The sequence below is a fragment of the Larkinella terrae genome (assembly GCF_009668025.1).
GTDB lineage: Bacteria > Bacteroidota > Bacteroidia > Cytophagales > Spirosomataceae > Larkinella > Larkinella terrae.
The window spans coordinates 419607-437896 of sequence record NZ_WJXZ01000004.1 but is presented as its reverse complement, the minus strand read 5'-3'; the positions used below and the strand labels follow the sequence as shown (position 1 = coordinate 437896).

Below are 18290 nucleotides of genomic sequence, written 5' to 3'. Positions count from 1 at the left end.
ACTAAATGGCTGGATGGTCCTGATAATTAAAAATGGTTAAATGATTCTGATGGTTAAAAATGGTTGAATGATTAATTTGAGCGGCATTGCTCCCTGTAACCATTTTTTAACCATTTTAACCATCAAAATCATCCAGCCATTTAACCATCAGAACCATTTAACCATTCGCAACCATCAAACGTCAAACGTCCCCAAACCGGCGATGTAGTCTTTGCTGCCGTCGGTGACCCAGGCATCGAGTTGAGCGGGATCTTTGAGCTGCTGCCCGCGCATCCGCGAAACCGCAATATACCCGCACGGCACGTCGGTCAGCGCCGACATGTCGCTCCAGAGTTTTTCAATTTGCGCCACCGGATAAATATCCTCCTGACCGTGGCCCCAGCGGTATTTCACGTCTTTAATCGTCACATAGGTCGGAATGCGGTGAGCCACGCTCCGGACGGCCTTCGCCAGCCGGGCTTCGTCGCCGTCCTGCAAATCCTGCCGCGTCAGACCGAACAGCGCCAACAGCGGATCGATCTGGATCCAGGTCGTGTTGGAACTGTAATAACTCAGGTTCAGCTCGTCCTCTTCACGCGGCTGCGCGAGTCCTTCCAGCATCCGAAGGTGACCGTTCACGCGCGTCAACCCTCCCCCCCGATCTTCGATCCGACGAGGCACGACTTCAAACGTCAGCATGTTCCCCGATTCGAGGTGATGTCCCAAAACCGCCGGGTCCACGTCCATTCCGAGGGTATCGATATTGTGTAAAACAATCGTTTCAACCTGCGGCTGGTCGGCCAGCAATTGCGCCAGAACACCGTTGCGGAGCAGATTGGAAACTTCGTACCAGTGGCCCAACGGCGAAAACCGCTGTGCCGCGATGTTATCGACGTAATCCGAGCCTTCGCCTTTCGATTTGGCCCAGCCAATCATCGTCTGACGAACGGCGTCGCGCACTTTCTGCTTGTTTTCATCGAGGGTTTCCTGCGGCATTTCTTCCCACATAAACCGCAGATCGCGCTCCATCGGCACATACCGCTGCCCAATCGACCGGCCCGGCGATAGATACGTCGCTCCCGAATACCCAAAATTACCGGTTTCTTCCAGCGTCCGCCGGATTGGTTCGTGCGTCAGATAGCTGGTTGCGACCAGATGCGGAATCATGCCGCCGTACGTTTCCGACACTTTCCGGGTTTTGGCGAGATGGATTTCCAGAAAACTGCGGTGCTTGCCGTCAATTTCCACAAACGGATTCAGGGCTTTGATAACGCCCGCACCTTTGGTCCAGCGGCTGCCGACACCGGCGGCCAAACTCAAAACCGCCACTTTCCCGCCCCGAATAGCCGCTTCACCGGTTTTTGCCGCGGTGGTAGTAAGTTCGTCAAACTGCACAAGATCGCCCGGCTGCACATCTTCAATGCTGGTTTCGGCTGGTAAGCGGTTGCGCGACAGACCGATACGGCCTTTCTGCAAATCTTCCCGAATCTCTTCGTGCTGGATGTAATCGAAACCGTTTTCTTTCTTGATCCGATCCGCTTTTTCGTTTTCTACGCTGCGGTTGCTCTGCGAAGTCGGGTCCGAAACTTTGAACAGATTACTGATTATCGTTCGCAGGAGCGGATATGCCAGGTTATTTTTCTCGCAGTAGGTCGTAAACAAGTCGATTTCGGCCCGCCGGATGTACGAAATCGAAGCGGGATCTTTGCGAACCAGTTCCGACACGTGAATCCCGTAATATTGCTCCGGCATCAACGCGTCGCTTCCTTCTTTCAGATTCGCCCAGGTGCCTTTGTAATTGATACTCCAGTTGTAGACAACCGGTTCCATCGCAAACGGCAACGACGCCGACAATTCCGCCTTTGTTTTCCGCAGAATGTCGAGCACTTTCATTTTGTAATCCTCGTAACCCGCCGGATTGACAAACATGCCCATTCCGCCCCCGGACATTCCGCCGAGCATCAGAAAACCGTAGTAGTCGTTGCCAAAGGCGGTTTTTGCTTTGGAAATGATCTGTTCAGTGAAGTAAGTGGACGCCCACGGAATGATCGTTTTGATCGGGCCTTCCCAGTTTCGGGCGGTATTGGCCCCCAATTTCTGAATATCGCCTTCTTTGATGGCAGCCAGGATATTGTCGAAAACCTGATTAGTTTGCTGCCGGGCGTTCCACTCTTTATCGCCCCGGAGCAGGTATTTCTCGGTAACCATTTCCAGAATCGGGCCGACGTTGGAGGCCATTCCGCCGTGCATCAGCACGAGCGAATTCATGATTTTTTCGCCCATTTCCGGGTGAATGTCCTCGCCCTGCAACACCCGGTGACGCGGTAGTAACGTTCCGCGACTGATGCCCGATTCGGGATCGCCCTCCTGCGCAAACGTGCCCTGAATGGCTTTAATACCGGGCCAGACGCCACCCGAATCCTGCCAGCCACCGCCCGAACCGCCAATCCACTCGCCCAGAATGGCCCGCGAAGCCACCAGCCGCCGTTCGCTTTCTTCCAAACCGCCTTCCAGATTCCGGGTCTGGCTGGTCGCCCGCATCAGCAAGCTGATAATCGAGCCCAGCAGGTTGGTCGAAACCGCAAACCGGGAGCCTTTCGGAATGTCATTTACTTTAGTCACCAGTTCGATGCCCATACCCGGCGCTACGATCCGCGACAGAATATCTGGCAACGACTGGTTTGTGTTTTCGAACGAGGGGGGAATGAGCCCCGAGGCAATCACACCCGCTTTGACCAGACTTAAATAGTCATTACCGAAATTGAACAAATCGGCTAAATCGTCGATGTCTTTTGTAGTATTGAGGTCGATGCTGGTCAGACGCAAAACCGGGTCGGGAATGACGCGGACGTAGCAGTTCAACGGCGGCCGAATGTCGGCATCGCGCCCGAAAACGCCCAGATCAATGGAAATATTGACTACGCGCGCGCCTTCGGGATAATCCATCCCGAGGAAGAAAATATCCGACCAGCCGCTGTGGGTCAAATCCATCCGCACCGACGTCTGTTCGTGCAGAATAGGATAAAAGAGCGAATTTTCCGGTCGTTTCAGTAATGCTGGATGAATCCGGATCGGGTGTTCTTCGCGGTGCCCAACCCGAAACATCCACTGATTTCCTTTGCTCGACCGCACGCTTTTCCGTACCTGATCGGCCAGAATCTGAAACGATAGATGGTGGTAACTTTCGGCCAACGCGCTGAACAGAGCCGCATCCGGGCCGTGCTGATCCAGTTCGTGCAAAAACGTGGCGATGGCGTGTTCGAACCGACGGGCCAGCAAATCTTCAAAACCGGCATACGGAATTTTTCCGGTCCGTGGCGTTTCCGCCGACTCCATCAGGAAAAACCGGAAACCCGCATACAGGAAAAGAATGGCTCTGACTTTATCGTATAAATTGGGCGTCGACTTCCGAAACTCGTCCAGTTCCCGCAACAGTCCCAGCAACTCTTTTGCCGAAAGCCGCTGACTTATTTCATAAAAAGAACGGTTGCGTTTGGCGGGATCAGTCGAGATAATGGTTTCTATAAAAACATTCATATATCAGACAGTTCGGCTGTTTGCTTCGGCCAATAATTCCACCATTGTCGACAGGATTTCACCGTGGGCATCACCCGCTAATCCCAATGCAATCTGGGCGCGTAACAGCCCATGTTTCCGGCTTAAATCGTAGCGGTTTCCTTTGACTTCCAGTGCCAGGTAATTTTCGGTTTCGGCCAGTTCCTGCAAAGCCGGGGTCAGCAAAATGTTGGTACTGCTTTGGTCGATATACTTCTGTAAAATGCCAAAAATGGAAGGTGTAAACACGTGCATGCCGAAAAAACAGAGGTAATAACCGGCCCGCAAACCGGGCGTCTGCAGTTCGAGTTCGGCGACACTCAGTGTGGGTTTTTCAATGATTTTTTCTATCTGATACACCCCCGAACGGTTGGGCTCCTGCTTCCCGGTAACCGTCCCGTAGCGCCCGATCTGGTGTTCGATCGTCGGATTAACGGCCGAAACTGAGCAGTTTTCCTGTGAAGCCAGCTCCAGCAACTGGGCCGCACAGCTTTTCAGTTTGAGATTCGAAACGTAGAGATAATCGCCCAAAAGCAGCAGAAAAGGCTCATTATTGACAAATTCCCGGGCGCAGTAAACGGCGTGACCATACCCAAGCGGTTCCTGTTGTTCGGCAAACTGAATCTGGCTCAGTAGGTGATCGATTTTTTCGGCTTCCTTCTTCGCCCAGTCGACGCCTTTGAATGAATTGAAAAGATTGTCCCGTAACGAAGCGAACGCAGTCAGGTAGCGGTCGCCATCGCCGGGGGCGCAAACGATGCATAATTCTTCGATTCCGCTGGCAAAGGCTTCTTCGGCAATAATCTGGATAACCGGTTTGTGCAAACCGTCGGTATCGATCACCGGAAGCATGGCTTTCTGAATGGTGTCCGCAACCGGATACAGGCGTTCACCACGCGCAGCAGCCGTAATAACGGCTTTTTTAATTCTCATAATTTAAGTAGCCTATTTTTGAACGTATCGATTCGTAATGGATCAAATTGACTGCCAAATTTCTCTAATCTAATGGAAATTATCAGACTAATAGATAATTATACAAAGCTGATTTGACAGCTTATTCAACAAATGAATAAAATTGTAAGAATGTGAATAATTCTCGGATTTGAAGCCAGTTCCGACGTGCGCTTATCTTTTGGTCTGGCGCTCCGGTTGTGGTTGCAGGTGGTGCTGTTCAACCAGGTAATTCAGCAAATTGGTACAGCAACGATACACAATCTGGTAGACCTGTTCAAAAACCGCTGCGTCTTCGTAGTAGGGGTCAGGCACGCTCAAACCGCCCGGCGTACTGTCGGGTTGCGGATCGAACTCGCGGAGTAAAACCGTATTTTCTTCGCTGTAAAGGCCGATACTGCGGTGGCTGAAATACTGAATGGCGTCGTAATTCGCTTCGTCCATTGCCACCAGGTAATCGAATTGCGACAAATCTTCGCCCGACAGCTTGCGGGCACGGTGCGTCAGCGTAATGCCGTGTTCGAGGGCATTTTCGCGGGTCCGGCGGTCGGGCAGATCACCAATGTGGTAGGAAGATGTGCCAGCCGAGTCGCATCGAATCGATGTCTCCAGGCCGTTTTCTTTCACCAGTTGCCGGAAAACCCCTTCGGCCACCGGCGAACGGCAAATGTTGCCCAGACAAACGAACAGGACGTTGATCATTTTCAATGATGAATTATGAACGATGGATGATGAAAGGATAGAAGCTAAGGATCGGAGCGCGCAGCAGATCAGCTATTCTTTCTCAATCGGTTCATTTTTTTCGTTGACCAGCACGTAAACGTCCTCATTGGGTTTTTTCATGAGGTAGTTTTCCCGGGCGTATTTTTCCTGCAGTCGCGCATTGCCCAGGATAGACTGGCGTTGGGTTTCGACTTCCTCGATTTTTTCGTCGTAATAAACCAGATCGGTTTCCAGATCGCTCAGTTTCGCGCTGTTGCGGAATTGCGAAATGATGTCGTTGGCGTCGAAAAACGCGATCCAGATCAGCAAACCGATACCGGTTGCAAAATAGAAGTTTTTGGCGAGCCGAAGAATCTTGTTTACCATACGATTCGAAAGATAACCCCCAGCCTTTTTCAAGACCGGGGGTTATTCAATTTACATTTTTATACCCGGAAAATAGGCGGTTTCGCCCAGTTCTTCTTCGATCCGCAGCAATTGGTTGTATTTCGCCATCCGATCCGAGCGCGAAGCCGAACCGGTTTTGATCTGGCCCGTATTCAGAGCCACGGCCAAATCCGCAATGGTTGCGTCTTCGGTTTCGCCCGAACGGTGCGACATGATGTTTTTGTACGAATTGCGTTTCGCCAGGTTCACCGTGTTGATGGTTTCGGTCAGCGAACCGATCTGGTTCACTTTCACCAGAACCGCATTGGCAATTCCCTGGTCGATGCCCTGCTGCAAACGCGTAACGTTGGTTACAAACAAATCATCTCCAACGAGTTGGGTTTTCTTGCCGATCAGTTCGGTTTGTTCTTTCCAGCCACTCCAGTCGTCTTCGGCCATGCCGTCTTCGATGGAAATGATCGGGTATTTATCAACCCATTCTTTCCAGTAATTCGCCATTTCAGACGAGCTCAGTCGGTCGCCGGTTGATTTTTTGAAGTGGTACGTTCCGGTTTCGGCTTCGTAGAATTCCGAAGCGGCCGCGTCCATCGCGATGTAAATATCCTGGCCCGCCCGGTAACCGGCTTTGTCGATGGCTTGCAGAATGATCTGGATAGCCTCTTCGTTCGACGGAATGTTCGGCGCAAAACCGCCTTCGTCGCCCACGTTGGTCGACATTCCTTTGCCTTTCAGTACTTTTTTCAGCGAGTGGAATACTTCCGTTCCCCAACGCAGGGCTTCCGAGAAGCTCGGCGCGCCGACCGGCATTACCATAAACTCCTGGAAATCAATCGAGTTATCAGCATGGCTACCACCGTTCAGAATGTTCATCATCGGTACGGGCAGCGTATTGGCGTTAACACCACCGATGTAGCGATACAACGGCAAACCGGCTTCCTGTGCAGCGGCTTTGGCGATGGCCAGCGATACACCCAGAATTGCGTTGGCACCCAGACGGCCTTTATTGGAAGTTCCATCCAGCTCAATCATAATCCGGTCGATCATGTTCTGATCAAAAACCGAAGATCCTACCAGTTCCGGAAAAATCAGTTCATTAACGTTCTGAACCGCTCTCAGCACGCCCTTGCCGACGTACTTTTTCGGATCATCGTCACGCAATTCGACGGCTTCGTGTGAACCGGTTGAAGCACCCGATGGAACGGCTGCCCGGCCCAAAAAACCGTTTTCGGTACGTACATCTACTTCGACGGTCGGATTGCCTCTCGAATCCAGAATCTGTCTGGCATGAATGGACTGAATAATACTCATTGTGTCTGAAAAAGTTGGTTAATATTCTGTAAATTAATGCAATGAACAGACAGGCGGTTTTTGGATAATGACTCGAATGAACCTCCCGTCCTCTATCAGGGAATCGGTTGTAGCACGATTTTTGCCCTACAAAGTAAGCGATTTTTTCGGTTTGTAGGGAATGCCTTTTCAATTAAGCCATTCGTTATTACGCAATTATTACCCGAAGACGATTTAACCGAGCCGACTCCATTCTATGGCGTCTTCTGCGGGAAAGACCTATGCTGATTTTTACGATTTCTCAACGCAGGCTCCTTACGTTACTGCTCACGTTTTGCTGGAGCACACAGGCATACGTTTTGCTGGCGCAAAAAAACCAGCCTGCCGTTGTCGAAAAGGGCGTGATTGATCTTTCTTCGTATTCGTACCAGTCTGCGGAGCCGGTAATGCTCACGGGCAAGTGGTTTTTTAAATGGAATCAGTTTGTCGATTCAAACGCCCTAATAAAAAGCCAGAATTACATTTCTGTCCCCGGTGACTGGCATTCGTACACCGGAAGTTCCATCTTATTTCCGCAGGACCTCGGCCATTGCACGTACGGCGTACGGATTATCCTTCCGGAGTCGGGTAAAATCTGGTCCCTGCGCATCCCGGCCATCCGAACGGCGTATAAACTATACGTTAACGGCCAGTTAGTGACCCAAACCGGTCAGTTGGCGACTGACCGTTCCGCGAAACCGGGCACCGATTCGAAAGTGGTTTCCTTCGCTGTTCCCGGCAAAGAAGCCTTTGTGCTGGTTCAGGTGGCCAACTACCATTTTGCCTACGGCGGTATCTGGAAAACGTTACAATTTGGCAATCCGACGACCATTTTGCTGAGCCAGGAAAGAACGCTGCTACTTTCGGCTTTCATGATTGGGGCACTGCTCATTACCGGCGTCTATCACTTCGTACTTTACGCACTCCGTAGAAAAGACCGGGCGCCCTTATTATTTGGGATTCTTTGTCTGACGGCCGGGTTTCGGGAGCTGTTCAATTCAGGCAGTTTATTTTTTTTGATTTTTCCGGATGCCAACTGGTTCGTGGCCAGTAAAGCTCTGTACTGCGCCTTTCCGGTTGGCATTGTCGGGATCACCCTGTACCTGGAATATTTGTTTCCGGATCTGTTCTCGAAAGTCGTCAGGAAAAGTATTCTGGCCTTGAACATCGCTTTTTTTGCGCTGGTTTTGCTGACCCCGGCAACCGTTTATTCGGCCTGGGGCACGTTGATCAGCCCGTTGGCAATACTCGAATGCGGTTATTTTTTCTGGATTTCCTTCCGGGCCAACCAGCTTAAAAAACACGGCGGATTTATTCTTTTTTGCGACATGATTTTGTTGACCCTGTGTGTCATCAACGACACGCTTTATCAGGCAGGAGTCATTCACACCTATTACCTGCTTTCCGTGGCGGTCATGGTTTTTACCCTCTGTCAATCGCTGTTGCTGGCGATCCGGTTTTCGATGGCTTTTACCCGATCGGAAGCGCTGACCGTCGAATTGCAAACCGCCAATAACGCCATCGAGCAAATGGCGATCCGGCGGCAGGAAGCCGAGCGCCGGAAGCTGGTTGAAGAGGTAAAAAACCGGTTTTTTGCCAACATTACCCACGAATTCCGGACGCCCCTAACACTCATAATTACGCCCATTGAGCAACTGCTGCAAACCGCTGGCAACGAAACCAAAACGGATAGCTCAGTGCTGCGCAACACCATGGTTACTATCCACCGGAATGCCCGCCAGTTGTTGCAGTTAATCAATCAGTTACTCGATCTGTCGAAACTCGAAGCCGGGAGTCTGAAAGTTCGGGAATCTCAGGGTGACGTTGCAACCTTCATCGGCGATCTGGTCGATTCATTCCGCATAACGGCCGAGACAAAAGGCGTTGAACTGACGTATCAATCAGAGCGCGTTCCGGAGCAACTGGCATTCGATGACGATAAATGGGGAAAAATCAGCTATAACCTGATTTCAAACGCTTTAAAGTATACGGCCGCCGGTGGATCGGTTAAGGTTAAGCTGGAAGCCAGCCCGCTTCCGGCCGAGGGACAACTTACGCTGCGACTATCCGTTTCAGATACCGGAACGGGGATTCCGCAAGAACACATTCCGCATATTTTTGACCGGTTTTATCAGGTCGATGATTCCCGCACCCGCTCTTTCGGAGGAACCGGCATCGGTCTGGCGCTGGTAAAGGAGCTCACCGATCTGCTGAAAGGAAAAATAAGGGTGGAAAGCGAGCTCGGCAAAGGCACCAACGTGATCGTTGAATGCCCGGTTCGCCAATCCTATACGGCTTTTCCGCTGCTTCATTCAGACGCTTTGCAACTGGTCTGCCCGGAAGTAACAACTCCGCCCGCTGAGCTGTTAGTGGAACGGAAACTGGCCTCTCAGGAACCGCTACCGGTGATTCTGGTCGTAGAAGACAACGACAATTTGCGTCAGTTAATTGCCAGTGGACTGTCGGATTTATACCGGGTTATCACGGCGGCCAATGGGCAGGAAGGCTGGGAAATTTGCCAGGCCGAGCTGCCTGATCTCGTTCTGAGCGACCTCATGATGCCGGTTATGGACGGTTTTCAGCTCTGCCGGCTGATTAAGCAAACGACCCAGACCAACCACATCGCCGTCATTTTATTAACGGCAAAAACCGCTGCCGAAAGCAAGCTGGAAGGACTTTCCGTCGGAGCCAACGATTATCTGACCAAACCCTTTGATCACCGGGAGTTGCAGCTTCGGGTGAGCAATTTGCTGCATTACCAGTCAATGCTGCGTAAATTTTACAATCTTCAGTTCAATAAACCGGAAACAAGCCCGCTTCCTGCTTACGAAAACGCCTTCCTCGAACAACTTTATCAGGCGCTGGAAAAAAACATTGACGATGCGACGCTATCGGTCGATGATCTGGCCGTTGCGGTCGCCATGAGTTCCCGTACGTTGAACCGGAAATTGTCAACGACCTTAGGGATGACCGTTAGCGAGTTCATCCGCAATTACCGCCTGCGCAAAGCCGCCGATTTGCTGAAAGCCGGTTACCCGGTTTCGGAGACGGCCTACCGGGTTGGCTTCGAGAGTCCTTCTTATTTCGGCCAGTGTTTTAAGGAATTATTCACTTTATCCCCCTCCGAGTACGTCAGAAACGTTTTGTCTGAAAATTGAGCGAAATTGTCCAAAAATTGCGAGTGTGTTTGGAGTGAATTCATGAATATTGCAGACTATTATTTTCTCTGTCTCGGTCATGCATGTCTGTAGGGGCTCCGGAAAACCGCTCCTACAGGCTATTTCTCTAAACTGGTTTATGGCCAATTCAATCGCTCAACCGAACCCCACCTGGGATTTTTGTATCGATCCCCCGTTGGATATTCCTACCGAGGAAGATTACCAACTTTACCTGCTTTCGCTTCACTACCGAATGCTGGAATACGAGAATTACTCTGCCCGGTATTCGCCCAAGCAAACGGCGAAAGTTCAGTGGTTTGCAACCGATATCGCAAAGGCTTGAAGGTAGCTCCAGATCGGACTGCGGCTCTGGCTTTTGATTCGTCTTTAGACAAAAAAACCGGCCTGTTGGCCGGTTTTTGGTTTATTTCACCTCGACTTCGATCAGTTTTACAAAGTCGTCGAACAGGTAACGCGAATCGTGCGGCCCCGGCGACGCTTCGGGGTGGTATTGCACCGAGAACGCCGGGCGGTCTTTCCGCCGGATTCCTTCGATCGTTTTATCGTTCAGGTTGACGTGCGTCAGTTCGACATCCCGGTTTTCCATCACCTCGTCGGCAATAACGGCAAAACCGTGATTCTGCGACGTTACTTCGCAACGGCCCGTAATCAGGTTCTTCACCGGATGGTTCAGCCCCCGGTGGCCATTGTGCATTTTATACGTATTGATACCGCTGGCCAGCGACAGAATCTGGTGACCGAGGCAAATACCAAACAGCGGTTTATCGGTTTCCAGCGCTTTTTTAACGGTTTCAACGGCGTAAGGCATAGCCGCCGGATCGCCGGGACCGTTGGAGATGAAGAAACCGTCCGGACTCCAGGCGTTGATCTCTTCAAACGTCGTTTTGGCCGGAAAAACGCGGCAGTGTGCGCCCCGACCCGCCAGGTTATTCAGAATGCTCTTTTTAATACCTAAATCCAGAACCGCTACTTTAAAATCAGAGCGACTGGCGTCGCCTACTTCGTATATTTTCTGGGTACAAACTTCCGACGAAAGTTCCAGTCCTTCCATATCCGGAATCTGATTCAGCCGATCCAGCAAAACCGCCGGGTCCAGAATTTCAGACGAAATAATGCAGTTCATGACGCCTTTATCCCGGATGTGCCGCACCACCTGCCGGGTATCGATACCACTGATACCGACAATATTGGCCTTTTCAAAATAATCCTGCAACGACTCGTCCGCCGTGTGCCGCGAGTGGATCTGCGAAAAGAAGTTACAGACCATTCCCCGGATTTTGACGCTACCCGATTCTTCCTCATCCCGGTATTGAATGCCGTAATTGCCGATGTGTGAGGTCGTGTTGACGATCACCTGTCCGTAATACGAAGGATCCGTGTAAATCTCCTGATAGCCGGTCATGCCCGTGTTGAAGCATATTTCGCCACCCGCCGTTCCGATTTTACCAAGGGCCGTTCCTCTGAACACGGACCCGTCTTTCAAAACCAGTAAAGCCTCTGGTTGCTGAACCTGTTTCATGAATTACGCTGGATTTTTTCAGTTAAAAAAAAGGGTTAACCCGTTACGGTCAACCCTCTGTTTGGTATTTGAGTTCGTTCTTCACAATGACTAATTAACTAGCCCGACCGCCTTTTAGTTCATCCTGCAAGGTTTTCAACTCGTCGAATTTACCATCACGGGCCAAAGCCGCCTGTTGGGGCCAGGTTCCGGCATCATGGATGGCAAATTGTGAACCGGCGTTATCCAGAATTTCTTTGATAGCTTCCGGCGTAGAGTCGGCTAATTGTGCGAAGGTCGTGATACCAGCTCCGTTCAGTACTTCGGCGATTTTCGGGCCGATGCCTTCTACCAGTGCCAGATCATCTCCTGCTGCGGCCGGAGCTTCTTCCGTCACTACTTCAGCCGCTGGAACGTCTTCTACTTTGGCTTCAGCAACCGGTGCGGCCTCAGCGGTTTCATCAGCTTTGCGACCTCCGCTCCGACGACCGCGACGGGTCCGGGTTGCTTTTTGTTCTTCGGATGCGGCCGTCAACAAGGTTTCGTTGAAGTCAACCAGCTCGATGATGCAGGTTTCGGCGTTATCACCAATCCGGTTTCCCAGTTTGATGATCCGGGTGTAACCACCGGGCCGGTTCGAAATCTTGTCGGATACAACGTTGAACAGTTCCTTCATCGTCTCCTTGTTCTGGAGGTACGAGAAAAGCACCCGGCGGTTCTGATACGTATCGTCTTTTGCGCGGGTCAGCAGGGGTTCGACGTATTTCCGCAGTTCTTTCGCTTTGGCAACCGTTGTTTCGATGCGCTTGCTCAGAATCAGCGAGGATGCCATGTTCGACAACATTGCCGCCCTATGGGAATGGGTCCTGCTAAGGTGATTATGTTTTTTACCGTGTCTCATGGTATTGTACTAGTCCTCGTCTAATCTGTATTTAGTAATATCCATGCCGAAAGTCAAATTCTTTTCGGCCACCAACTGCTCTAACTCAGTCAGCGACTTCTTACCGAAGTTTCTAAATTTCATCATGTCTGAAATCTCCAGCCGCACCAGGTCGCCCAGGGATTTCACATCGGCTGATTTCAAGCAGTTGTAAGCCCGAACAGACAGATCGAGATCCGCCAGTGGCGTTTTCAACAGCTTCCGCATGTGCAGCATTTCTTCGTCAACGACATTATCTTCTTCGGCTTTCGCGGTTTCAAACGTCATCGTTTGATCGGAGAAGAGCATGAAGTGTTGAATCAAAATGGTCGCTGCGCCTTTCAGGGCTTCTTCCGGGTGAATAGAACCGTCGGTTTCGATGTCCAGCAATAACCGCTCATAGTCGGTTTTTTGCTCAACCCGGGTGTTTTCGACGCTGTACCGAACGTTTTTGATCGGCGTATAAATGGCGTCGATCGGAATATGTCCGAAAGGCAGTTCGTTGGCACGCGGTTCGTCGGCCGGAACGTAGCCCCGACCTTTTTCAACGTGAATTTCCATTTCCAATTCACGGGTGTCGTCGATGTGGCAGATCTCCAGTTCCGGATTCAGCACTTCGAATGACGCCGTGAATTTTGATATATCACCGGCTTTTAAAACCGACTGATTCTTAATGGTAACAGTAATTTTGTTGTCGACCATGTCCGAAACTTTCTTAAACCGAACCATTTTCAGGTTCAGGATAATTTCGGTCACGTCTTCAACGACGCCTTCTATTGACGAGAATTCATGCAGTACGCCAGGGAATCGTACACTGGCAATGGCATAGCCTTCCAGCGATGACAGCAGAATTCTCCGCAACGCATTCCCTATGGTCACGCCATAGCCCTTTTCGAGTGGCTTGAACTCAAACAACCCGTGAAAGTCGTCAGCTCGCTCCATGACAACTTTATCGGGCATTTGGAACGCTAATATTGACATACGATTATGTTGTTAACAGTTCAAAAAAAGTGGTTTATGGTTTTACGGTCTATAGTCTACTGGTTACCAATAAACTATAAACCGCAAACTATAAACTATTATTTAGAATACAATTCGACAACCAACTGCTCGTTTACATTCTCCGGAATCTGATCGCGTTCCGGGTAGTTTGTAAACACACCCTGCAATTGTTGCTGATCCCATTCCAACCAGTTGTAGCGCTTCGTGTTGCGGGCCGACAGGCTGGTTGTAACGGCTTCTAATGACTTCGATTTTTCCCGAACACTGATCAATTGACCCGGTTTCAGGGAGTACGAAGCTATGTTGACCACTTCGCCATCAACGGCAATGTGTTTGTGAGAGACTAACTGGCGGGCGGCCCGACGAGTCGGAGCAATGCCTAAACGATAAACCGTATTATCCAGACGCGCTTCGCAGAGTTTGAGCAGGTTCTCACCGGTAATGCCTTGCTTCACAACGGCCCGATGGAACAATCCGCGGAACTGACGCTCCAGAATACCGTAGATGTATTTTACTTTCTGTTTTTCCTGCAGCTGAACAGCGTATTCCGACTGTTTCCGCTTCCGACCGCGACCGTGTTGGCCGGGTGCGTGAGGTTTCTTTTGCAGCGCTTTGCTGGGGCCGAGAATCGGCTCACCAAACTTGCGGGAGATTTTGGCCTTGGGGCCTGTGTATCTTGCCATTGTAAGCTAATAATGAATAGAAATGAACAGACACAACTCAATGTCACCTGTCCGTATTCATTGGATGAAGCGGTTTCTCTACAGTGAACCGCATAACTGAGAATGAACGATTAAACGCGACGGCGTTTCGGAGGGCGGCAGCCATTGTGTGGCAGTGGCGTAATGTCTTTGATCGACATTACTTCGATGCCGGTGTTTTGAATTGTCCGGATGGCGGATTCACGACCCGAACCGGGACCTTTCACAAACACTTCTGCTTTGCGCATACCCAGATCGTGGGCTACGGTAGCGCAGTTCTGAGCGGCAGTCTGAGCAGCATACGGCGTGTTTTTCTTGGAACCTTTAAAGCCCATTTTACCTGCCGATGCCCACGAGATTACTTGCCCGGAGCTGTTCGTGATTGAAATGATGATGTTATTGAACGAAGCCCGAATGTGAACCTGCCCAACGGGTTCAACCACTACTACCCGTTTTTTCGCTTTATCTTTGCGTTTTGCCTGAGCCATTTTTCAGTTGATCGTTTAATGTCTGAAGTTTAAGATTTAAAGGTCCGATTACCTGGTCTCTTTAAAACTTAAACCTCAAACCTTAAACCCTATTATTTAGTTGCTTTCTTCTTATTTGCTACCGTCTTACGTTTCCCTTTCCGGGTACGGGAGTTATTTTTCGTGTGTTGACCACGAACCGGCAGACCTTTCCGGTGGCGCAGTCCGCGGTAGCAACCAATGTCCATCAAGCGTTTGATGTTCAATTGGACTTCCGATTTCAGCGCTCCTTCCACCTTGTGTTCTGAGCTAATGATGGTACGAATGGCGTTCGACTCTTCGTCGTTCCACTCGCTCACTTTCTTATCCAGAGAAACACCTGCTTTGGTCAGAATCTTCTGCGCTGAGCTACGGCCAATGCCAAAAATGTAAGTCAACGAAATTTCACCGCGTTTCCGGTCGGGAATATCAACCCCTGCAATACGTGCCATATTCAGTGATTATCCTTGTCTTTGTTTATACCTTGGATTCTTCTTGTTAATAACGTAAAGCTTGCCCTTCCGGCGAATCACTTTACATTCAGCGCTGCGCTTTTTGATAGACGCCTTGACTTTCATGAGTTCGACTCCGTTTTACGGTTTTCAGTCCTCGGTTTCCGGTTTTCGGTACACTGCATCAGCCTACCGTAAACCATCAACCACAAACTTTAAACCTTATTTATACCGATAAACAATTCTTGCTTTGGTGAGATCGTACGGAGACATTTCCAGTTTTACGCGGTCACCCGGTAAAATTTTAATGTAATTCATCCGCATTTTCCCGGAAATATGCGCAATCACCTCGTGCTTATTTTCGAGTTGTACCCGAAACATGGCATTAGAGAGTGCTTCTACAATGGTACCGTCTTGTTCGATGGATGTCTGTTTTGCCATTCGTTACGCTATGGTCACTTCGTTGACTTCAATCATTAAGCTGGTATTCGCCGTTACTTCTTCAATGTACTGGAACGTAGTCAGAATTTCGGCCTGCCCTTTCCGAATCGCCACCGAATGCTCATAATGAGCGGATTGCTTCCGGTCAGCGGTCCGAATGGTCCAGCCATCGCGTTCCTGAACAATGTTTTTCTTGCCGAGGTTCACCATTGGTTCGATGGCGATTACCATGCCTTCTTTCAGCTTGACGCCTTGCCCCCGTTTGCCGTAATTCGGTACTTCCGGGCTTTCGTGCAGGCTCTTGCCAAGGCCGTGTCCCACTAACTCCCGAACCACCGAATAACCAAACTTCTCCACGTGGCTTTGAACGGCATATCCGATATCACCAATCCGGTTCCCTTCAATCGCCTTTTCGATTCCGCAATACAGCGACTGTTTCGTGCGAATCAGCAGATCCCGAACTTCCTGGCTAATTTCACCGATCGGATAGGTATAGGCACTGTCACTGTGGTATCCGTTTAGCTTGACGCCACAATCGATTGAAATAATATCGCCTTCTTTCAGCTCATATTTACTCGGAAAACCGTGTACGACGGTTTCATTAACCGAAATACACAAGGCTGCCGGGAAATTATTAAAACCTTTGAAAGAAGGAATACCGCCATTGTCACGGATGTATTCCTCGGCCACACGATCCAGTTCTTTCGTAGTAACTCCCGGACGAATCCGCTTAGCTACTTCAGCATGTGCTTTACCAAGAACCTGCCCACTGATTTTAATCAGTTCTATTTCGGCGTCCGACTTCAGGTAAATCATTTCTTTTAAGCCGTTATGCTCTCCGTGCGCCCCGTTACCCGTCCTGACTGCATCAGGCCTTCGTAACGACGCATCAACAGGTAGCTTTCAACTTGCTGCAGCGTATCCAGAACCACACCCACCATAATCAACAGCGATGTACCTCCGAAGAACTGCGAGAAAGCGCGGGTCATTCCAAGCAGCGAAGCAATAGCTGGCAGAATAGCCACAATTGCCAGCATAAGGGCGCCCGGTAGCGTAATGCGGTCCAATACCTGACCGATGTATTCGGAAGTCATAAAACCCGGTTTTACACCCGGAATAAAACCTCCGCTCCGTCTCATATCGTCCGCAATCTGATTCGGGTTTACCGAAATCGCCGTGTAGAAAAACGTAAAGACGATAATCAGAAATGCAAACAACACGTTATACTGCCAGGACGTATAATCAGCAAAAACCGTTTGTACCGATCCGGCGAAATCACTCTTCTCGGCGAACAATGAAGCTACCAGCGAGGGAACGAACATCAGTGCCTGGGCAAAAATGATGGGCATTACACCCGCAGCATTCAGCTTCAATGGCAGATACTGGCGCTGACCACCCACTACTTTATTTCCAACGACCTGCTTCGCATACTGAATCGGAATCCGGCGAACCGCCTGCGTCAGCACAACGGCGCCCATGACAACAAAGAACAGGGCAACGATTTCCAGCACAAAAAGCAATGCTCCGGCCGAACCGCGTGATAAGGCTTCACCGTAAACCGCACCTGGAAACCGGGATACGATTCCGATCATAATCAGCATGGAAATACCGTTACCAATTCCTTTGTCCGTGATGCGTTCCCCGAGCCACATACAGAAAATTGTACCGGCGGTCAGGATGAAAACCGAGACAATTCGGAAAGTTGCCGGACTAACCATGATGGCTTCGTTCGGAATCGTCGTTGTCAAGTACGTAATGGCCTGCGCTGCGGTAACGAAAATGGTCAGAACGCGGGTGATCTGATTCAACCGTTTCCGACCCGATTCGCCTTCTTTCTGCATTTTCTGAAAGTAAGGCAGCGCCAACGTCAATAACTGAATGGCAATCGATGCCGAAATGTACGGCATGATACCCAACGCAAAAATCGATGCCTTGCTATACGCTCCACCCAAAAAGGTATCGAGCAATCCCAGCAACCCTTGCGGAGTCAGATTCAATTTGCTCGGATCAACGCCGGGCAGTACGATTTGAGAACCGAATCGGAAAACCGTCACAAACAACAACGTGTTGAGAATGCGGGTCCTCAGTTCCTCAATCGAAAAAATATTCTGAAGGGTCGTGATGAATCGTTTCATTAGTGTATCAAGCTGCTCGTCCGAAAAAAGTCACCAAATTTACGAAAAAATATTGGCTAAATCTACTGTTGGACGAGCACGCTGATTAGAGCGTGATTGCTTTACCGCCTGCTTTCTCAATAGCTTCCACTGCTTTCTGCGAAAACCCGTGGGCTTTCACTTCCACCGCACCAGCTAATTCACCCCGGCTCAGAATTTTGATTTTATCATTTTTACCAGCCAGACCGTGCTGCATCAGCACATCGATATCGATCGACGTAACCCCCGCTTTTTCGATCAACTGTTGAAGGGTATCTAAGTTAATCGGCTTATACTCAACCCGATTGATGTTCTTAAAGCCGAATTTCGGTACCCGGCGCTGCAGTGGCATCTGGCCACCTTCGAAGTTTTTCTTAGCGCTGTAACCGGAACGCGACTGGGCACCTTTATGGCCACGGGTTGATGTACCACCCATGCCAGAACCCGTACCCCGACCTACTCGCTTGCGCTTCTGGATAGATCCTTCCGCAGGCTTAAGTGTATTCAGATTCATGATC

18 protein-coding genes are annotated in these 18290 nt (G+C 50.1%); 2 read left to right on the top strand and 16 right to left on the bottom strand.

Annotation, left to right across the window (positions count from 1 at the left end; translation table 11 throughout):
• Positions 1-174: 174 nt before the first annotated feature.
• The 5 genes from GJJ30_RS08945 to eno all read right to left on the bottom strand — a co-directional run bounded on the left by GJJ30_RS08945 (position 175) and on the right by eno (position 6903).
• Positions 175-3516 (bottom strand): UTP--glucose-1-phosphate uridylyltransferase, encoded by a 3342-nt coding sequence (locus tag GJJ30_RS08945; protein ID WP_154174788.1) that lies wholly within the window; start codon positions 3514-3516, stop codon positions 175-177.
• 3 nt (positions 3517-3519) lie between these two features.
• Complete coding sequence (locus GJJ30_RS08940) at positions 3520-4467, bottom strand: UTP--glucose-1-phosphate uridylyltransferase (RefSeq protein ID WP_154174787.1); 948 nt, start codon at positions 4465-4467, stop codon at positions 3520-3522.
• Positions 4468-4659: 192 nt separating this feature from the next.
• Positions 4660-5187 (bottom strand): low molecular weight protein-tyrosine-phosphatase, encoded by a 528-nt coding sequence (locus GJJ30_RS08935; protein ID WP_154174786.1) that lies wholly within the window; start codon positions 5185-5187, stop codon positions 4660-4662.
• Positions 5188-5259: 72 nt separating this feature from the next.
• Positions 5260-5574: an FtsB family cell division protein gene (locus GJJ30_RS08930; RefSeq protein ID WP_154174785.1), complete on the bottom strand. Its 315-nt coding sequence runs from the start codon at positions 5572-5574 to the stop codon at positions 5260-5262.
• A gap of 51 nt (positions 5575-5625) precedes the next feature.
• Positions 5626-6903 (bottom strand): phosphopyruvate hydratase, encoded by a 1278-nt coding sequence (gene eno / locus GJJ30_RS08925; RefSeq protein WP_154174784.1) that lies wholly within the window; start codon positions 6901-6903, stop codon positions 5626-5628.
• Between the two features lie 260 nt (positions 6904-7163).
• Here eno and GJJ30_RS08920 point away from each other — a divergent pair, with 260 nt between their 5' ends.
• Entirely contained in the window at positions 7164-10079 is a 2916-nt protein-coding gene (locus tag GJJ30_RS08920; RefSeq protein ID WP_154174783.1) for an ATP-binding protein, read from the top strand.
• Positions 10080-10218: 139 nt separating this feature from the next.
• Entirely contained in the window at positions 10219-10422 is a 204-nt protein-coding gene (locus GJJ30_RS08915; protein ID WP_154174782.1) for a hypothetical protein, read from the top strand.
• 81 nt (positions 10423-10503) lie between these two features.
• On the opposite strand, the gene carA is transcribed toward GJJ30_RS08915, so the two are convergent.
• The 11 genes from carA to rplO form a co-directional block, all read right to left on the bottom strand.
• Positions 10504-11619 carry a glutamine-hydrolyzing carbamoyl-phosphate synthase small subunit gene (carA, locus tag GJJ30_RS08910; RefSeq protein WP_154174781.1) on the bottom strand — a complete coding sequence of 372 codons (1116 nt, stop codon included), beginning with the start codon at positions 11617-11619 and terminating at the stop codon, positions 10504-10506.
• A gap of 94 nt (positions 11620-11713) precedes the next feature.
• The gene (gene rplQ, locus GJJ30_RS08905) at positions 11714-12499 is read right to left on the bottom strand and encodes a 50S ribosomal protein L17 (RefSeq protein ID WP_154174780.1); all 786 of its coding nucleotides are present in this window, start codon (positions 12497-12499) and stop codon (positions 11714-11716) included.
• Positions 12500-12508: 9 nt separating this feature from the next.
• Positions 12509-13498, bottom strand: a complete 990-nt coding sequence (locus GJJ30_RS08900; protein WP_124878996.1) for a DNA-directed RNA polymerase subunit alpha — start codon at positions 13496-13498, stop codon at positions 12509-12511.
• A gap of 98 nt (positions 13499-13596) precedes the next feature.
• Entirely contained in the window at positions 13597-14202 is a 606-nt protein-coding gene (rpsD, locus tag GJJ30_RS08895; protein ID WP_154174779.1) for a 30S ribosomal protein S4, read from the bottom strand.
• A 110-nt stretch (positions 14203-14312) separates the two neighbouring features.
• Positions 14313-14708 (bottom strand): 30S ribosomal protein S11, encoded by a 396-nt coding sequence (rpsK, locus tag GJJ30_RS08890; RefSeq protein WP_114406367.1) that lies wholly within the window; start codon positions 14706-14708, stop codon positions 14313-14315.
• Between the two features lie 92 nt (positions 14709-14800).
• Positions 14801-15178 (bottom strand): 30S ribosomal protein S13, encoded by a 378-nt coding sequence (gene rpsM / locus GJJ30_RS08885; protein ID WP_154174778.1) that lies wholly within the window; start codon positions 15176-15178, stop codon positions 14801-14803.
• Between the two features lie 9 nt (positions 15179-15187).
• On the bottom strand, positions 15188-15304 hold the full coding sequence (gene rpmJ, locus GJJ30_RS08880; RefSeq protein ID WP_038119933.1) for a 50S ribosomal protein L36: 117 nt from the start codon (positions 15302-15304) through the stop codon (positions 15188-15190).
• 96 nt (positions 15305-15400) lie between these two features.
• Complete coding sequence (infA, locus tag GJJ30_RS08875) at positions 15401-15619, bottom strand: translation initiation factor IF-1 (protein ID WP_038119936.1); 219 nt, start codon at positions 15617-15619, stop codon at positions 15401-15403.
• A 3-nt stretch (positions 15620-15622) separates the two neighbouring features.
• Positions 15623-16435 carry a type I methionyl aminopeptidase gene (gene map, locus GJJ30_RS08870; protein ID WP_154174777.1) on the bottom strand — a complete coding sequence of 271 codons (813 nt, stop codon included), beginning with the start codon at positions 16433-16435 and terminating at the stop codon, positions 15623-15625.
• Between the two features lie 5 nt (positions 16436-16440).
• The gene (secY, locus tag GJJ30_RS08865) at positions 16441-17754 is read right to left on the bottom strand and encodes a preprotein translocase subunit SecY (protein WP_154174776.1); all 1314 of its coding nucleotides are present in this window, start codon (positions 17752-17754) and stop codon (positions 16441-16443) included.
• An 85-nt stretch (positions 17755-17839) separates the two neighbouring features.
• Positions 17840-18286 (bottom strand): 50S ribosomal protein L15, encoded by a 447-nt coding sequence (rplO, locus tag GJJ30_RS08860; protein ID WP_154174775.1) that lies wholly within the window; start codon positions 18284-18286, stop codon positions 17840-17842.
• Positions 18287-18290: the final 4 nt, after the last annotated feature.